Origin of the sequence: Collinsella sp. TF06-26 (assembly GCF_002232035.1) — a bacterium.
In the GTDB taxonomy this organism is placed as follows: domain Bacteria; phylum Actinomycetota; class Coriobacteriia; order Coriobacteriales; family Coriobacteriaceae; genus Collinsella.
The window spans coordinates 98,274-113,571 of the sequence record NZ_NKXR01000002.1 but is presented as its reverse complement, the minus strand read 5'-3'; the positions used below and the strand labels follow the sequence as shown (position 1 = coordinate 113,571).

General features: G+C 60.6%; 12 protein-coding genes. 6 read left to right on the top strand and 6 right to left on the bottom strand.

Annotation, left to right across the window (positions count from 1 at the left end; genetic code table 11):
- Positions 1-373: 373 nt before the first annotated feature.
- Positions 374-3,796, top strand: a complete 3,423-nt coding sequence (locus CHY22_RS02145; protein ID WP_158551155.1) for a DUF4430 domain-containing protein — start codon at positions 374-376, stop codon at positions 3,794-3,796.
- A 9-nt stretch (positions 3,797-3,805) separates the two neighbouring features.
- Positions 3,806-4,714: a DUF4430 domain-containing protein gene (locus tag CHY22_RS02140; protein WP_233502810.1), complete on the top strand. Its 909-nt coding sequence runs from the start codon at positions 3,806-3,808 to the stop codon at positions 4,712-4,714.
- 160 nt (positions 4,715-4,874) lie between these two features.
- Here CHY22_RS02140 and CHY22_RS02135 read toward each other — a convergent pair whose 3' ends face one another.
- The 3 genes from CHY22_RS02135 to CHY22_RS02125 form a co-directional block, all read right to left on the bottom strand.
- Positions 4,875-5,282: a GtrA family protein gene (locus tag CHY22_RS02135; protein ID WP_089572124.1), complete on the bottom strand. Its 408-nt coding sequence runs from the start codon at positions 5,280-5,282 to the stop codon at positions 4,875-4,877.
- 220 nt (positions 5,283-5,502) lie between these two features.
- Positions 5,503-5,898 (bottom strand): GtrA family protein, encoded by a 396-nt coding sequence (locus tag CHY22_RS02130; protein WP_089572122.1) that lies wholly within the window; start codon positions 5,896-5,898, stop codon positions 5,503-5,505.
- Between the two features lie 78 nt (positions 5,899-5,976).
- A complete protein-coding gene (locus tag CHY22_RS02125; protein ID WP_089572120.1) occupies positions 5,977-7,893 on the bottom strand; it encodes a fructose-1,6-bisphosphatase in 1,917 nt (638 codons plus the stop codon).
- Between the two features lie 318 nt (positions 7,894-8,211).
- On the opposite strand from CHY22_RS02125, the gene CHY22_RS02120 reads away from it, so the two are divergent.
- Positions 8,212-9,102: a DegV family protein gene (locus tag CHY22_RS02120; RefSeq protein ID WP_089572118.1), complete on the top strand. Its 891-nt coding sequence runs from the start codon at positions 8,212-8,214 to the stop codon at positions 9,100-9,102.
- A gap of 80 nt (positions 9,103-9,182) precedes the next feature.
- On the opposite strand, the gene CHY22_RS02115 is transcribed toward CHY22_RS02120, so the two are convergent.
- A complete protein-coding gene (locus CHY22_RS02115; protein WP_089572116.1) occupies positions 9,183-10,274 on the bottom strand; it encodes a hypothetical protein in 1,092 nt (363 codons plus the stop codon).
- A gap of 190 nt (positions 10,275-10,464) precedes the next feature.
- On the opposite strand from CHY22_RS02115, the gene CHY22_RS10050 reads away from it, so the two are divergent.
- Positions 10,465-10,635, top strand: a complete 171-nt coding sequence (locus CHY22_RS10050; RefSeq protein ID WP_158550943.1) for a hypothetical protein — start codon at positions 10,465-10,467, stop codon at positions 10,633-10,635.
- Positions 10,636-10,659: 24 nt separating this feature from the next.
- Here the strand turns inward: CHY22_RS10050 and CHY22_RS02110 are convergent, their stop codons facing one another.
- The gene (locus CHY22_RS02110; protein WP_089572114.1) at positions 10,660-11,763 is read right to left on the bottom strand and encodes an RsmB/NOP family class I SAM-dependent RNA methyltransferase; all 1,104 of its coding nucleotides are present in this window, start codon (positions 11,761-11,763) and stop codon (positions 10,660-10,662) included.
- Positions 11,764-11,800: 37 nt separating this feature from the next.
- The gene (locus CHY22_RS02105) at positions 11,801-13,951 is read right to left on the bottom strand and encodes a class I tRNA ligase family protein (protein ID WP_089572112.1); all 2,151 of its coding nucleotides are present in this window, start codon (positions 13,949-13,951) and stop codon (positions 11,801-11,803) included.
- 132 nt (positions 13,952-14,083) lie between these two features.
- Between CHY22_RS02105 and CHY22_RS02100 the strand changes: the two genes are divergently transcribed.
- Both CHY22_RS02100 and CHY22_RS02095 read left to right on the top strand, forming a co-directional pair.
- Positions 14,084-14,653 carry a DUF3267 domain-containing protein gene (locus CHY22_RS02100; RefSeq protein ID WP_089572110.1) on the top strand — a complete coding sequence of 190 codons (570 nt, stop codon included), beginning with the start codon at positions 14,084-14,086 and terminating at the stop codon, positions 14,651-14,653.
- A gap of 62 nt (positions 14,654-14,715) precedes the next feature.
- Entirely contained in the window at positions 14,716-15,291 is a 576-nt protein-coding gene (locus tag CHY22_RS02095) for an epoxyqueuosine reductase QueH (RefSeq protein WP_089572108.1), read from the top strand.
- Positions 15,292-15,298 lie beyond the last annotated feature (7 nt).

Genomic DNA, 15,298 nt, shown 5'->3' with positions numbered 1-15,298 from the left:
GCCTGCGTGCGAGGCCCTTTTGCGTGATACCATTTTGACGGTAATAATCGATGGCCTAGATGGTGGTGCGGAGACGCACGAATGCGCGGTTTTCCTGCGCGTTTGGGAGAATCGGGGTGCAAGTCCCCGGCTGTACCAGTAACCGTAATTCCTCTTGGCTCGGGATGTTCGCGTCGCAGATCGGACGGCGCGCCCGAGTCGTTAAGGTTAAGTCGGATCGCCTCCCATCTTGCGTGCGGCTGCGGCGTATGCCGCCGGTGTGCATAGGGCTCTGGAGGGAAGGGGGACCCCGATGGGGGAACTCGAGCGCAACACGCGCGATGACGTGGGGCAGCCTCAAGGCAACGCTCCAAGTACAGACAATGGGGGACAAATGGATATGTTTGAGGACGAGCGCGAGCGCGCCTCGTTGCATCGCCGTGGCGCGATTGCATGCGGCGTAGCCAAGCGCGGCCTGGTGGCATTCCTGGCCTTCGCGATGGCCTTTGGCACCACGCCGGCTCAGCTGTGGGCCGAGGGCGCCGAGGGCATTGCCGAGGCTGTGGCTCAGGCTGCGACGCCGGGCGAGGGCACGGGTGCCGCGGACGGTGCTGCCGACGGTGTCGTTTCTGAAACCGGCTCTAACGCGAGCGATGCGTCGGTTAACGATGGCGCTTCGGCGAATGCCGCAGATAGCAACGGCGTAGCGTCGGACGATTCTGCCGCAGTCGAGGCTTCTACTGCTTCGCCGGATTCATCCGAACAGAACGTCAAAAGTGTTGTAGCCGCTTCCGATGAGGCTGAATCTCAGCCTACCGAAGCCGCAAGCCAAGAGGTCGCGGCCACGTGCTCCGTCGTCGGCACCGACGCCAAGGGCGCCCAGCAGACCTGGGCCGCCGCGCAGCAGATCGCTCTGAAGGAGGGCTCGACCGCGGCCGACCTCTCCGAGCAGCTCTTCAGGCAGGCCGGCCTCAAGGCCGACTACGACCCCAACGGCTCCTGGGGCTGGGCACTCAACTCGATCACGTCGCCCTTCGACGCGGGCCGCACGCTCGCCTACGACCCGGCGACCGGCGCGCACTGGCAGCTGTTCGTCAACGGCAGCGCCTCCGCGGTCGGCGCCGGCGGCTACACGCTCAAGGACGGCGACTCCGTCGTCTGGTGCTACTCGAAGTACGGTGACCCCGCGCCCGCCAATCAGATTTCCGTTAGCTGCACCGTTGTCGGCCAGGACGCCTCGGGCGCTCAGCAGACATGGGCGCAGCCCACGACAGCTTTGGTGGAAGAGGGCACGACCGCTGCTGATCTTTCCGAGCAGGCCTTTAAAAAGGCCGGCATTGGCGCCAAAACGGGGAAAGGCACGTACGGCTGGTATCTCGAGTCGCTGACTTCACCGTTCAACAAGACCGTGACGCTTTCGAGCGAGAAAGTTAACGAAAACACTTGGAAATTCTGGCAGTTCTTCGTTAACGGTCAGGCGGCCAATGTCGGCGCGGGCAATTACACACTCAAGGCCGGGGACAAGGTTACCTGGGTCTATGGCTTTGATGGAACCATGCCCGGCCAGGTTTCCGTTTCAATGGAGATCATCGGTAAGAAGGATGAGAAGGCGCAGCGCTGGACCGATCCTTCGACGCAGGTGTTTGTCGAGGGCACGACGATCAAGGACGCTTCCGCTGCCTACTTCGATGCCATTGGCATTGAGTCCAAGATGTACGACCAATTTGGTTATTGGGGTGTTCATAGTCTTGTCTCCCCGCTTGATGGCACCGAGCTGTCGGGTGCATGGTCGTTCTTTGTTAATGGCGTTCCCGGGCCTCAGCTCGATAGCGATTACGTGCTCAAGTCGGGCGACAAAATCGTCTGGGCTTACGCCCCTGGCGACACCGTTCCTAATCCCGATGAAGTCGTAGCCGATCCGAGCGCTTCGCGCCCGACCGATTGGAAAGCCGACTGGAGTGGCAATTCCAATGCGGTGGTCAAGAACGTGTCCACGCCTACGGGCACGCTGGCAAGCCCTTGGACGTTCGATTGGAGGGCCTACTCGGGTGCCACGTATCCCAATGCGAGCGAGCCTATTGTCGTGAACGGCAACGTTTACCTTGCCGTGAACAAGCGTTTGCTTAAGATCGACGCCGAGTCGGGCAAGGTGCTTGCCGAGTCGAACCTTCAGACTGCGATTGGCTACACCACGCGTCCGATTTATACGAAAGGCTTGGTCATCGTCCCGCTCGACGGCGGTGCGGTCCAGGCTCTGACGGCCGATACGCTGACGACGGTTTGGGTCACTGACTCTGTGAGCAAATCTGCCCAGTCAAATTCCCAGTTGACGGTCGATGGCAACTATCTCTACGTTGGCACCGTTGATGTCGACTATGGAACGAGTACGTACAATAACGGTCATCTGACGCGTATTAATATACTGACCGGCGCTGTTTCTTGGCAGCATGTTAATGCTGATGAGGGCTACTACTGGACGAGCGCTACAGTGGGCGACGGCTATATTCTGGTTCCGACGAGTGCAGGTACCGTTGAGATGCTGAGCAAGTCGACGGGTGATGTGCTCGGCAGCGTTTCGGTTGGTGCCATCGTCAACTCCAGCTGTGTACTGTCCAAAGACGGCAAGCATGCCTATGTGATCTCGCGTGACGGCAAGCTCCACGTGCTGGCACTGTCGGACGCAAACGCAAGGGCCTCTTCGCGCATTTCCGAAGAACGCGTCATCGATCTTGGTCTTACGGGTTGTGCCTGCATGCCCACGCTGTACGGCAATAAGCTGATTGTCGGTGGCGAGGTTTCTGGCGGTTCGGCGCTGGCGATTGTCGACCTTGATAATGACTTTGCTACGACGTTGGTTTCGTCTGCCGATGGCTCCGTGCTTCCAGCCGGTGGCATTAAGGGCGCACCGCTCGTGAGTGTCCAGGCGGATGGCACGTACGTTTATTTCACTGTCAACTATGGTGCGACTTCCGACTATGTGAACTACACCTCGGGCGGTGGGGTGTATCGCTACAAGATGGGTGACGCACAGGCGACCGGTGCGTTTAGCGCGGCGGGACACAACAATTACTGTGACTCGCCGATTGCCTGCGATGCCAAGGGTAACCTCTACTACATCAACGATTCCGGCACGCTTTTCAAGCTGAGTGGTGGCGTTAAGGTCTCGTTTGAGACTGGCGAGGGTTCTAAGGTCGACTTCCAGACTACGGCCGATGGCAAGCTGGTCAAGCCGGCCGATCCGACGCGCGATGGCTACACTTTCGGCGGTTGGTTCACCGATGAGACTTGCGCGCAGGCGTATGACTTCAGTATGCCGGTGACGGCCGATCTGACGCTGTATGCCAAGTGGACCAAGAATGCCACCAACCCTGGCGGCAATGGCGGTTCTGGCACTAATGGTGGCAACGGTGGCGCTGGCAACGGTTCCGGTGCTGGCACGGGCACGGGTTCCGGCTCCGGCACGAAGGGCCAGCAGGCCGGCGGCGCTATCGCCCCGGGTCATAAGCCGACGACCAAGACGACGGTGTCGACCAAGACCGAGACCAAGGACAACAAGTCCGACAAGAAGGACACCGATAAGTCCGATAAGAAGGACGAGAAGAAGTCTGACAAGAAGTCTGACAAGAAGGACAGCAAGTCCGACAAGAAGTCCGATTCCAAGTCCGATACGGGTGCTGCTTCCACGACCACTGCTAAGAAGTCCTCTAGTGCTTCCGAACAGGAGACTGGCACCAACCCGCTCGCCATTGTTGGCGTTGCCGCCGGCGTCATCGGTCTCGCCATCGTCGGCGTGTTCGTGTTCACCAAACGTCGGTAGGTGAGGGCTGTGTCCAATAAATCCAAGGACGCTGACCCCAAGCAACCAGATTCCTCGTTCATTCAGTTCGACGATGCAAAGCAACAGGGCGCCGCTTCGGCGGCGTCCGCCCCACGGCGTAAAGCGCTCCTTGGCGTTCTGACTGCCGCGTGCACCATTCTGATTGTCGTCTCGCTGGGCTTCGTCCATCCTTCCGAGAGCGGCGCCTGGTCCATCGACTGGATCATTCAGACCGTGACGGGGGAGAGCGTCGTCACCAAGGACACCAAGGCGTCTGGCTCGACTACGACTTCGGGCGAGGCCAGTTCCAAGGATTCCAAGTCATCGAATGACGCAAAAGACGAGTCCAAGCATTCTGATGAGTCCAAGTCCAAGGACGATTCCGAGTCTTCAAACAAGGAATCGGACAAGAACTCGGATAGCAAGAAGTCCGATGGTCAGGACGGCAAGAAGTCTGGAGATAAATCCGCTGCCCAGAATACGGGAGCCGGCGATACTTCCAATGTGTCTGGCGGTGCTTCTTCGGGCGGCGGCCAGTCGTCTGATGGAGCCTCCAGCTCTAATGGTGGAAACGCCTCCTCGGGCGGCCAGAGCGGCTCGCAGGAGTCCGGCTACGTAACAGTGACGGTTTCGGTCACATCGAGTGCTGTGGGCAATCCTGTGTCCTCCGGTGGCACCTTTACCTTTAACGAAGGCGCTACCGTCTACGATGCCCTGTGCGCGCTGGGCCTTTCTGTCAACGCACATGGCTCGTCGTACGGCACGTATGTCTCCGCGATTGGTGGTTTGGCCGAGAAACAGTACGGCGGCACGAGCGGCTGGATGTACTCCGTCAACGGCACAACGCCCATGACGGCGTGCAGCAACTACGTTCTCTCCAACGGCGACAACGTGGTCTGGTATTACGTAACGGGCTAGAGACCTCGACATATCGCACCAAGCGGGCGGTTCGGACAAACATCCGGGCCGCCCGCTTTTCATGCGTAGAGGACTTGGTCGCCGGGGACCTCTGCAAACAAAAAAACCGGCTGGAACGAGAATTCCAACCGGCTATACATTCAAGCAAATGTTGAATCGACTACGAGCGAGCGCCTTCGAGGAAGAAGCGACGGCTAAAGTAGTTGTACCAGGTGACCAGGAACGTTGCGATTGCCTTCATGGCCTGGTATCCGATGCTCAAAAATGTGACGCCCACAAACATGTACAGGTCGTTGAGGCCCAAGCCGATCACCGACAGGATGGTGAAGATCGTGAACTCGCGCTTGCGGCTCATGCCCTCGCGGTGGTCGAACACGTACTTCATGCTGAGCCAGTAGTTGACCACGACGGACGTGATAAACGAGAGCGTGGTACTCATCAAAAAGTCGAGGTGGAACAGCTCGACGAGCGCAATGAGCATGCCCCAGTCGATGCCAAAGGAGATAAGACCCACGACAGCGAACTTGAGGAACTGCTTGGTATGAGGTTGTGCCAGTGCCTTGCGCACGTAATCACATCCAATGCGTTGATGAATCGAGCAAAAAGTTACTTTAGAGCTTTTGCATGGGAAACGTAAGGTCTTTGGCAAGAACTATACGAACTCGTCAAATTTGCAAGAGACAATCCGCAAACGTTGCAAATCCTTCCGTAAGCGAACAAGGCCCACGAACAACGCAGCGCTCGACGCACGTCGTCCGTGGGCCCCGTAGTGCAACGAGGAGGCCGAGCTACTTGGTCTCCTCGCCCTCCAGGAAGATCTTTCGGGTCACAAAGTTGTAGACCATGACCAGCGCGGTGGCGCAAATCTTGGCGATATTGGCCTCGAGCCCCAGGCCGGCGTTGAGCGCCAGCACGATGCCGTCGTTGAGTCCCAAACCGATCACAGACAGCACGACAAAGATAATGAACTCGCGGCGGCGGCTCATGCCCTCCTTGTGCGCAAACACGTACTTCATGCTGGCGAGGTAGTTAAAGATGAGTGAGATGATAAAGCCGCTGGTGTTGGCGATTAGGATGTTGAGGTCCAGACCGTAGTGGAGCAGATTCATAATGCCAAAGTCGATGACCGTGGCAATGACGCCGACGACGCCAAACTTCATGATCTGCGCAAGGAGCTTTTGCATGGTACCTGCCTTATGGTGGCGCCGGGGCGCCGCGGGGATGACAAACTCAGCAAGTTTAGCCAATCCCCACGGGTGGTGCTAGGCGCGCTCCTCGATAGCACCGTTTCTATATGCATCGAGCAGCTGGCGCAGGTCCTGGATCTGGCTGCGGATCTTGGCACCGGAATCGGTGTCGCTCACCATGCGGCGACGGTCGGCCTCGTCAAAGCGGTTGGTCTCGCTTTCGATATCGACGTTGCGGGTGAGTGCCTCGGCAACCGTCGTAAAGGCCCGGTGCGACTTGAGGCGGCAGCCGCGCGAGCTCGAGATGAGCGTATAGCCGGCGATACCCGTCTTGGGATGGTAAGCGCGGCAGAAGCCGCCATCGATGACCAGCAGCTTGCCCTCGGCGCGGATGGGCTGCTCGCCCTTGGTGGTTTTAACGGGCGTGTGGCCGTTGATGATGTGACCGGTCGGTGAGCATGCCATGGGCGCGACGCCAAACTCGCGCATGATGTCATCGCAGACCGAGGGCGACTTGGTAAGCGTAAAGTACGGGTCCATCGGCTCGACCCAGGTGCTCTTATCGGCGATATAGGCGCGCTCAAAGGTGCGCACCAGGCGTCCGCTGGCGGGTGAGTTAAAGCCAATCCACAGGTACCACATCCAGTCGAGAGCGTCGCGGTCGCCCACGCGCCAGGCGCGGCGGGCGATGTGGTCGCAAAAATCGAGATAATCGCGGCCAGCGTGCCAGGTGCCCAGGCAGTTCATGCTGCTAAAGGTGCCGTCTTCGTTGAGCGGCACGCAGCCATGGAACAGCAGGTTGCCGTTGGCGACCTTGTACATCGAGCCGTGGGAATAGAGGAAATCGATATGGCGATGCAGGTGATCGGCGGTGACAAACTCGGACACGAGCTTGTCGATGATGTGCTGCTCCTGAGACGTGAGCGTATAGGGGTCCGTCGGGTCGACGGTGGGGAAGTCGTTGGTCGTGAGCGGCCACACGCTGCCGTCGGCGAGCGTGACCGTGCCGGTGTCGTGGTCGATCTTGTCGAGTAACAGGCGGTCGGTCATGTCGAACTCGGGATGGCGCTGGATAATCTGACCCTCGAGCTTAAAGAGCAGCACGTTGATGGCCTTGATCAGCGGGGTGATGGACTCACCGGCGGTGTAGGTGGCATCGGCAAAGGCGACAAGCTCACGCAGCGAGATGCCGTAGTCGTTCTCCAGGATCTCGTAGTTGTCGTAGCGTAGGTTGTTGCGCAGCACCGTGGCGATGCAGGCGGGCTCACCGGCCGCAGCGCCCATCCACAGCAGGTCGTGGTTGCCCCACTGGATGTCGAGTGAATGGTAGGTGAGCAGGCGGTCCATAATCTTGGCCGCGCCGCCACCGCGGTCGAAGATGTCGCCCACCAGGTGCAGGTGGTCGACGGCCAGGCGCTTGATGAGCGAGGCAAGCGACTCGATAAAGTCGTCGGCGCTTGCGGTCTCCAGGATGGACTCCACGATGCGCTCGTGATAGCGCACGCGATAGTTGTTCTCGTCCGGGTGCGTGTGCAGCAGCTCGTCGATGATATAGGCGTAATCGCGTGGGATGGCCTTACGCACCTTGGAGCGCGTATAACGGCTCGAAAGCGAGCGGGCAACCACAATGAGTTGGTCAAGCATCGTCTTGTACCAGGTGGGCGAGTCCTCGCGCTGGCTGCGGACCAGCTCGATCTTCTCGTGCGGGTAGTAGATGAGCGTGCACAGCTCGCCCTTTTCGTCAAAGGAAAGCGTGCCGCCAAAAATCTCGTCGACATGCTCGCGCACGACGCCCGAGCAGTTGTTGAGGATGTGCATAAAGGCTTCGTACTCGCCATGCACGTCGCTCATAAAATGCTCGGTGCCTTTGGGCAGGTTGAGGATGGCCGAGAGATTGATGATCTCGGTAAACGCGGATTGCTCGGTGGGAAATTGTTTCGACAGCAGACGCAGATACTTGAAGTCTTGCGGATTGCGATCGAATGCGACCATGAAACACCTTCCGATGGGGTTGGTAAAACTGATAAACAGCGTCAAACGTTTATCAGTATGCGCCGCTTTTGTTTCGATTGGGGGTGGGAGGTCGAATTGTTGGCCGAACGGTTTGGTAAATCGATTTAGTTGAGGTAGATATGGCGGTTGGGTGGAGACGTAGGGTCGTTTTTACAGACGTATGCCTCCGGGATCGATAGAGATGATGACGGTAAAGATGTTCACCACCTTTGGCTCTATTTGGTAAATAGTGGACATTTGTACCGTATTCACGCTTGCTGTGCGATAATTTGCGCAGCAATGAGTAAGGAGCCTCATATGAGTGAATTTGTCCTGACCTGTGAATCCGCCGCCGATCGAACCCGTGAGTTCTTTGAATCGCGCAATATCCCTGTCGTGTGTTTTCATTACGAGATCGACGATGTTGTCTATACGGACGATCTGTATCAGTCGATTACGCCGGACGAGTTTTTTGCCCAGATTGCCGCGGGCGCCATGCCCAAGACGTCTCAGGTGAGCGTGGGCGAGTACGAGGAGTTTTGGGAGCCGTTTGTTGCCGAGGGTAAAGACGTGCTGCACCTGACGTTGTCGTCGGGTATTTCGGGCACGTATGGATCGGCCTGCGTTGCGGCGCAGATGCTCGCGGATCGCTATCCCCAGGGCGGCAAGGTGCGCGTCATCGATTCGCTGGCAGCGTCTTCGGGCTTTGGCCTGCTGGCGGAATGCGCCGCCGACGTGCGCGATAGCGGCGCTTCGCTCGACGAGACGGCCGCCTGGATCGAGGAGCACAAACTCAACCTGCACCACTGGTTCTTTTCGACCGATCTGTCGAGCTACCTGCGCGGCGGTCGCATTTCGGCTGCGAGCGCGATCATCGGCACGGCGCTTAAGATTTGCCCGCTTATGACGGTCGATTGCGAAGGTGGGCTGTCGCCACGTGAGAAGATTCGCACTAAGAAGCGCGCGATTTCCGAGATGGCTAAGACCATGATGGCACACGTGCAGGACGGTGCGGATTATTCGGGTAAGTGCATCATGTCGCACTCGGCGTGCCGCGAGGATGCCGAGGCAGTTGCGGCGCTGATTGAGGAACAGGTTCCGCAGCTTAAAGGCAAGATTGAGATCAATAACATCGGTACTCTGATTGGCTCGCATACCGGACCTGGTACGGTGGCGCTCTTCTTTATGGGCGACAAGCGCGTGGATTAATTTGCCCCATCACGTCGCTGCATGATTGCTCAAACGAAAACGGCCCGCCTCACGTTTGTGGGGCGGGCCAAGATGTTTTGCTAGCGTTTCTTTCCGCGGAAGAAGAAGCCGTGCAGTGACGGCTTGAGGCCGCGGTTGGCGCGATGCTCCTCGACGCGCTCGTGGATCGAAGCGACGCGCTCGATGACTTCGTCGGGAATCGGCACATCGGGATTCATGTTCTCGACCTGGCTGACCTCGGCGGCGGCGACCTGGTCGATAATGGGTACATCGTCGCGCGAGATGACAGGTGTGGCGTCTTCCTTCATCTTGCGATAACGCTGCATCATGTCGGTCTGTAGCTGCTGTGCCGAAGGCGGCGTCCAGATGATGGCGTTGGCTCCGGCGGCGATGGTTTCACGGATGCTCTCGGGCGTCTTGCCGCCCGGCGCGATGAGCGGCAGGTTGGGATAGTGCTCGCGCAGTTCACGCAGGACCTGCGGCGTGTTCTTGCCGGCGGCGATGTTGAGGATCTTGGCGCCGGCGCGCACTTTGGCGTGAGCATCGTCGTCGCAACGAACGACCGTGGCGATGACGGGGATGTCGGCGATGTTGGTGATGTGCTCGACCATCTCGGCGGTGGCGGGGGAGTTGACCACGCATCCCGCCGCGCCCTGCATCTCGGAGACGGCTGCCATCTGCACGGAGCGCTTACCGGTGGTGGTGCCACCGCCCACGCCTACGAAGACCGGGCACTCGGCGACGGTCAGCAGCGCCTGCGTAATGGCCGGCTGCGGCGTGAAGGGGTAAACGGCAAAGACGGCATCGGCGTTGGAGTTGCGGATGACCGCGACGTCGGTGGTGTAGATGAGCGATTTGATACGACGGCCAAAGAGCGTGAAGCCGCTGGCCTCCTCAATCTCGTCAGGCATGCGAAGGGCCGCCTTGCGCAGGCGCCCGTCGATGGGCAGCGGCTCCATGGGAAGCAGTCCGTTGGGGGTCACGGCTACCTGGGGTTCGGTGAACTCGTCTGCGAGCTCGACCTCGGAGAAATCGACCGAGGCGACAATGTCCTCGTGAACCTCGGCGGGCACATCGATGGGGGCTTGGTCGTTTGCCGCGGCAGGCGTGTCGAAGGAGCTGGTGCCGACGAAGGCGTCGACGCGCTCATTTAGATCGTTGAGGGTATCCATGGAGGCTCGATTCTATGTGATGACGGCCGGCAGGGTGCCGGCAGCGTTGTGCTTGCTAAATCGTTTGACGAGTTGATTTTTCCCCGCCGCGTCCTCCGTTAGACCGAAGGGCGGCGAACGTGAAGGAGCTGTGGTGGCGGGGATCGAGGTGCTATCTTGAAAGTCCCGTTTAAAAGAGAGGTGACGCGGTATGGAATTTTCGGCAATGTTGGGCTCGATTGGCCTATGCGTGGGCGCAATCGTTGCCGCCGCGGTCATCTACTTTGTGGTCACGGCCATTAAGGGCAAAAGGGCCGAACGCAAGGAGCGCGCGATGCTTAAACAGCATCGCGACCAGCAGGACAAACGCGCACGGAGATAGCTTGTTGAGTTTTGGATCCGTACGCTAGCTGCGTTTTCGGATCAGGGCAATGTAGAAGCCCTCAAATTCGCGGCTGGGCGGAATGGTGAGCGTGCCGGGCAGGCCGTTGGCGATGGCCGATACCTGACCCGCGGCAATGGCCTCGGTCAGGGCGTTGGACTCGATGCGCGGCTTCTCGCCAGCTTCCTGGGCGCGGCGTGCCTCACTTTCGCTTGGCGTGCCGTCGAGGGGGATGAGCTCGCAGTCCATATGCTTGTCGAGGGCCTCTTGCAGGGCGTCCTCGTTTTCCTGCGGCAAGATCGAACAAGTCGAATAGACGAGCGTGCCGCCCGGTTTGAGGGCTCCCATGGCGCGGTCCAGAAGTGCTCGCTGCGAGCGGGCGCACTTGCTCAGCAACTGCTCGGTGAGGCCGCGCAGGCTCTTCTCGTTGCCGCTGACGACGGTGCCCGTGCCGGTGCAGGGAGCGTCGAGCAGGATACGGTCAAAGCGGAAGAACTCGTCGAGCTCGCGTGCGTCGATGCGCATGACGGGCACGTTTTTTGCGCCTTGGCGGTGGAGGTTGGCTTCGAGCTTCTCGGCGCGGGGAATGCTCATCTCGCAGGCGGTAAGGTGCGCCTGCCCCTGCGTGAGGGCGGCGATCTGCGTCGTCTTGCCGCCGGGGGCCGCGCACATGTCCAGGATGTCCTCGCCGGCCTGGGCGCCCAAGACCAACGGCGGCATCATGGACGACAGACTTTGCAAGTAGATCTTGCCGTCGCGGTAGATGTCGAGGTCCCACAGGTCGGAAACCTGGGCCTCGGGCAGGATGAAAGCGTCCGGGTACCAGGCGACGGTTTGGTGGGCGATGCCGGCTGCGTCGAGCGCGGCGGCGATGTCCTCGGCGGTCGCCTTGAGCGTGTTGGCGCGCAGCGTGACCGGGCGTGTGACCGCGGCGCCGAAGCCCTTGATCATGAGCTCGGCATCGGCGGGCGCATAGGCGCCGGCGACCGTGTCGACCATAAAGCGCGGCAGATCGGCGGCGGAGTGTTGGGCGGCAAGCTGGTCGGAAAGCTCGGTGGCGGCAAACTGCCTGAGCTTGAGCTCGGCCTTGACCTGCTTTTTCTGCTTACGACGACGCGGCTTGGACATCCGTCTTTCCTTCCCATTCCATTACATGTCGAGTGTTTTAGTACTGGCTCTCGTGCTTGCTGAAGAAGTCGAAGCGCGGGGGTAGCGGCTTCACGCGGTGCTCGCCGGGCTTCTCGCCCAGGCTCTCCACAAACTCATCCGTGGAGGCGAAGATGTTATCCCAGCTAAAGAAGGCGACCGGGTCAACGTCGAAGTACTCGCAGATGAGCTCGCAGCCGGCAGGGACGATGCCGTGCATGAGCACGGTCGCCACGCGCAGCTCGGTAAAGGCGTCGACGAGGGCCTGCGTCATTGCGGCGTTTGCCGGCTCGCCCTCGAGCTTGTTGGCGGCCTTAGAGGCGTCGCTCCAGCGCTTGTTGGCGGCACGCAGGTAGTCGTCGCACACGGCGAGCGCGCGGTGCGTCTCGAACTTGTACATGGCTTGCTCAAAGGCGAGAGCTGCCTGCTCGGCGGCTTCGACCACGGTGTCAGAAGCGGCACCGGCGGGGATGCAGCCGTTGCGGTAGGGGCTCTCGTCGCCCTCCTTGACGGCGACGCCGTAGAAGCAGCTGCGGGCCAGACGGTTGAACACGCCGGTCAAAAGGGCGCTCTCCTTAAGGGCCGGATCGATGACGCGCTTGTCGTCGCAGGCGCGCACCTCGTTGCCGTCCTTGTCCTTGCCAGTTACACGCGTGTCGTATGCCTTGGGGCTAAAGCTCACTGGCTTCTCGGACAGGCCGAGCGACAGCCAGTGAGCGCGCATCTGCTCGCAGGTGTAGTGGTTGAGCAGGTCGTCTGCCGGCGGGGGAGGCGTCTGCGAGGACGAGCTGGCCTTTTTGCCCATGTAGAGCAGGTGGTAGCAGGCGCTGACGGTGCTCTGCGTAAGGTCCCAACCCAGGGCCTCCCACATGGCGGTTTGCGCGATGCAGTAGAAATAGATGTTGTCCTGACCGATGAACTGGTAGATCTGCGCGTCGTCAGAGCACCACCAGTCGCGCCAGTCGAGCGAGCTGTGCTGGTAGGTGGGCGCGGGGACCTGCGTGGAATCGGCGGCGGGCTCGCCCATGAGGGCGGCATCCTGGGCGGCGACGCCCTCGGTCACGCCGGCGGCCTTGGCATCGCGTGCGAGCACGGTGCGAGTGTAGCTGATGGGCGCCCACAGGCTCTCGGGCCAGCACCAGCAGGTGACGTCGGTCACGCCGTCGACCTCGGGCACCGGAACGCCCCAGTCGATGTTGCCGGTGATGCGGAAGGGCACGAGCGCCTTGCCGCTGCGGAAGCGCACGCCGCCGTTGGCGAGCACCGCGTGGGCGTCGTCGCGCTCCTTCCAGCTGGGGAAGGTGACGGTAAAGCTGCTCTTGTTGCCCTCGGGCTCCAGCACGGTGTGCTCGGGGAGCTGGTCCTCGACGGCATCGAAGGCCTCGCGGAACTTGTTCTGGATGTAGAGCTGAGCCGGCAGCAGCCACTCCTCCATGGTCTTGGAGACCACGGAGCGAACCTGCGGGTTCTGGGCGAGCTTGGCGGTATAGGTCTTCATAAAGTCGAGGTAGGCCGGCAGATCAAAGTAGAGATTGTCGACCGGGCGCAGCTCGGGCACCTCGCCGGTGAGCTGGCTCTTGGGCGCGATGAGCTCCTCGGGCTCAAACTGGTGGCCCAGATCGCACTCGTCGGCATAAGCCTTCTCGGACTTGCAGCCCTGGATGGGGCAGCGGCCGATGACCTGGCGGCCGTTGAGGAACGTGCCGGCCTTGGCATCGTAGAACTGCAGCGTGGAGCGCTTGGAGATGGTGCCCTGCTCGTGCAGACGCTCGATAATCTCCGCGGTCACCTCGTTGTGAATCTGCGCAGCCGGCTCAAGGCCCGAGCCGCCGTAGATGTCACAGCTGATGTTGTAGTTGTTGAGGGTCGCGGCCTGGCGGGAGTGATTGGACTCGACATACTCGCCGATGGACTTATCGTAGCCTTCATTCTCCTTGAGCTTGCGGTAGCTCTCCATGATGGGCGAGCCGTAGCAGTCGGTGCCCGAGGTGAAGATGACGTTCTCGCGGCCCAGGCGGTCGCGAAGGAAGCGGGCAAAGAAGTCGGCCGGGACAAAGACGCCGCCGACGTGGCCAAAGTGCAGGCCTTTGTTGCCGTAAGGCTCGCCGGCGGTAACGATGGCGCGGCGCGGCCAGCTGGGACGGTCGTTCATGGAGTATTTGGATGCCATGGGACTCCTTCGCATATGGTGGGAGCGCGGCCGGGCGCAAGGCCTGGCGACGCGGTGGTCAATTCGTGCATATCGTTCGACATTATCGCACATGCGGGCGGGTGCGTGGCAGGGGCGCTATCCTAAGATGCTATGAATGAGATTTCCAACATACATGCGTTTGAGGACGAGGATTTTCTGCACGCCTGCTTCGTGTGGGGGATGGCCGTGCTTGGCGTATTTGCCGTGTGCCTGGTGCCGGTGTTTATGCTGCTGGGCGGGCCTGCGGACTTGGATGCGGCTGAAGCGGGCGGCTGGACGGCGGTCTTGGGCTGGATAGTCGGCTTGGCTGCGGTCTCAATGGCGTCGTTTGCCGTGCACGAGCTGGTGCACGGTGTGTTTTTTAAGCTGCTGGCGCCCGCGAGTGCGCACGTGACTTTTGGAGCGAACCGTGAGACGTGCATGATCTATGCCTGCGCCGAGGGGATTGTGTATTCGCGCCGGCGGTATATGGCGGTTTGCCTGGCGCCGACGGTTGTTGTGACGGCGGCGTTTGCCCTGGGATTTGCGTTTTCTGGGTATCCGCTGCTGTGCTACCTGGCGGCTGGTTTGCACCTTTCGGGATGCACGGGCGACTGGTATTACGTGCGGACGATCCTGCGCGACCGCCGCATTGCCGCCTGCGAGGACACGTCCTTTGGCGTGCGCTTTTTCGCAAGGTAGTCTTTTTGGGATGATTTTTCTGGGACGGGGATTAAAAAATCATTGCGGGGGAGGAGATGTCGATGAAGTCGTTGTTGCTGCATGCGTGCTGTGCACCATGCTCGCTTGAGCCGGTTCGCCTGCTGCGCGAGGAGGGGTTTGAGCCCACGATTTGCTGGACCAATCCCAATATTCAACCGCGCGATGAATGGCGGCGGCGTCTGGACGAGCTGCGCCGGTGGTGTGCCGATGGCGACATCGAGCTCATCGAGGCGGGGGAGGACCGCGAGCGCTGGGAGGCCGGCGTGGCTCCGCTGGGTGCCGATCGGCCCCGTCGCTGTCGCTCGTGCTATGCCCTGCGCTTGGCCGAGGCGTGCCGCGTGGCCCAGGAGCGCGGGTTTGAGTTTGTGGGCACGACGCTCGCCGTCTCGCCGTATCAGCTGTTCGATACCTGCAATGATGTTTTGGAGCGTCTGGCTGCCGCCCGCGGTCTCACCCCGGTGATTCGCGATTTTCGCCCGTATTATCCCGAGGCTACGCGCCGTTCGCGTGAGCTGGGCATGTATCGGCAGAATTACTGCGGCTGCCGTTTCTCGGCGGTCGAGGCGGCCATGGATCGCGCCCGCATCCGCGACGAGCGCAAAGCCGCCAAAAAGTAGTTCGTTT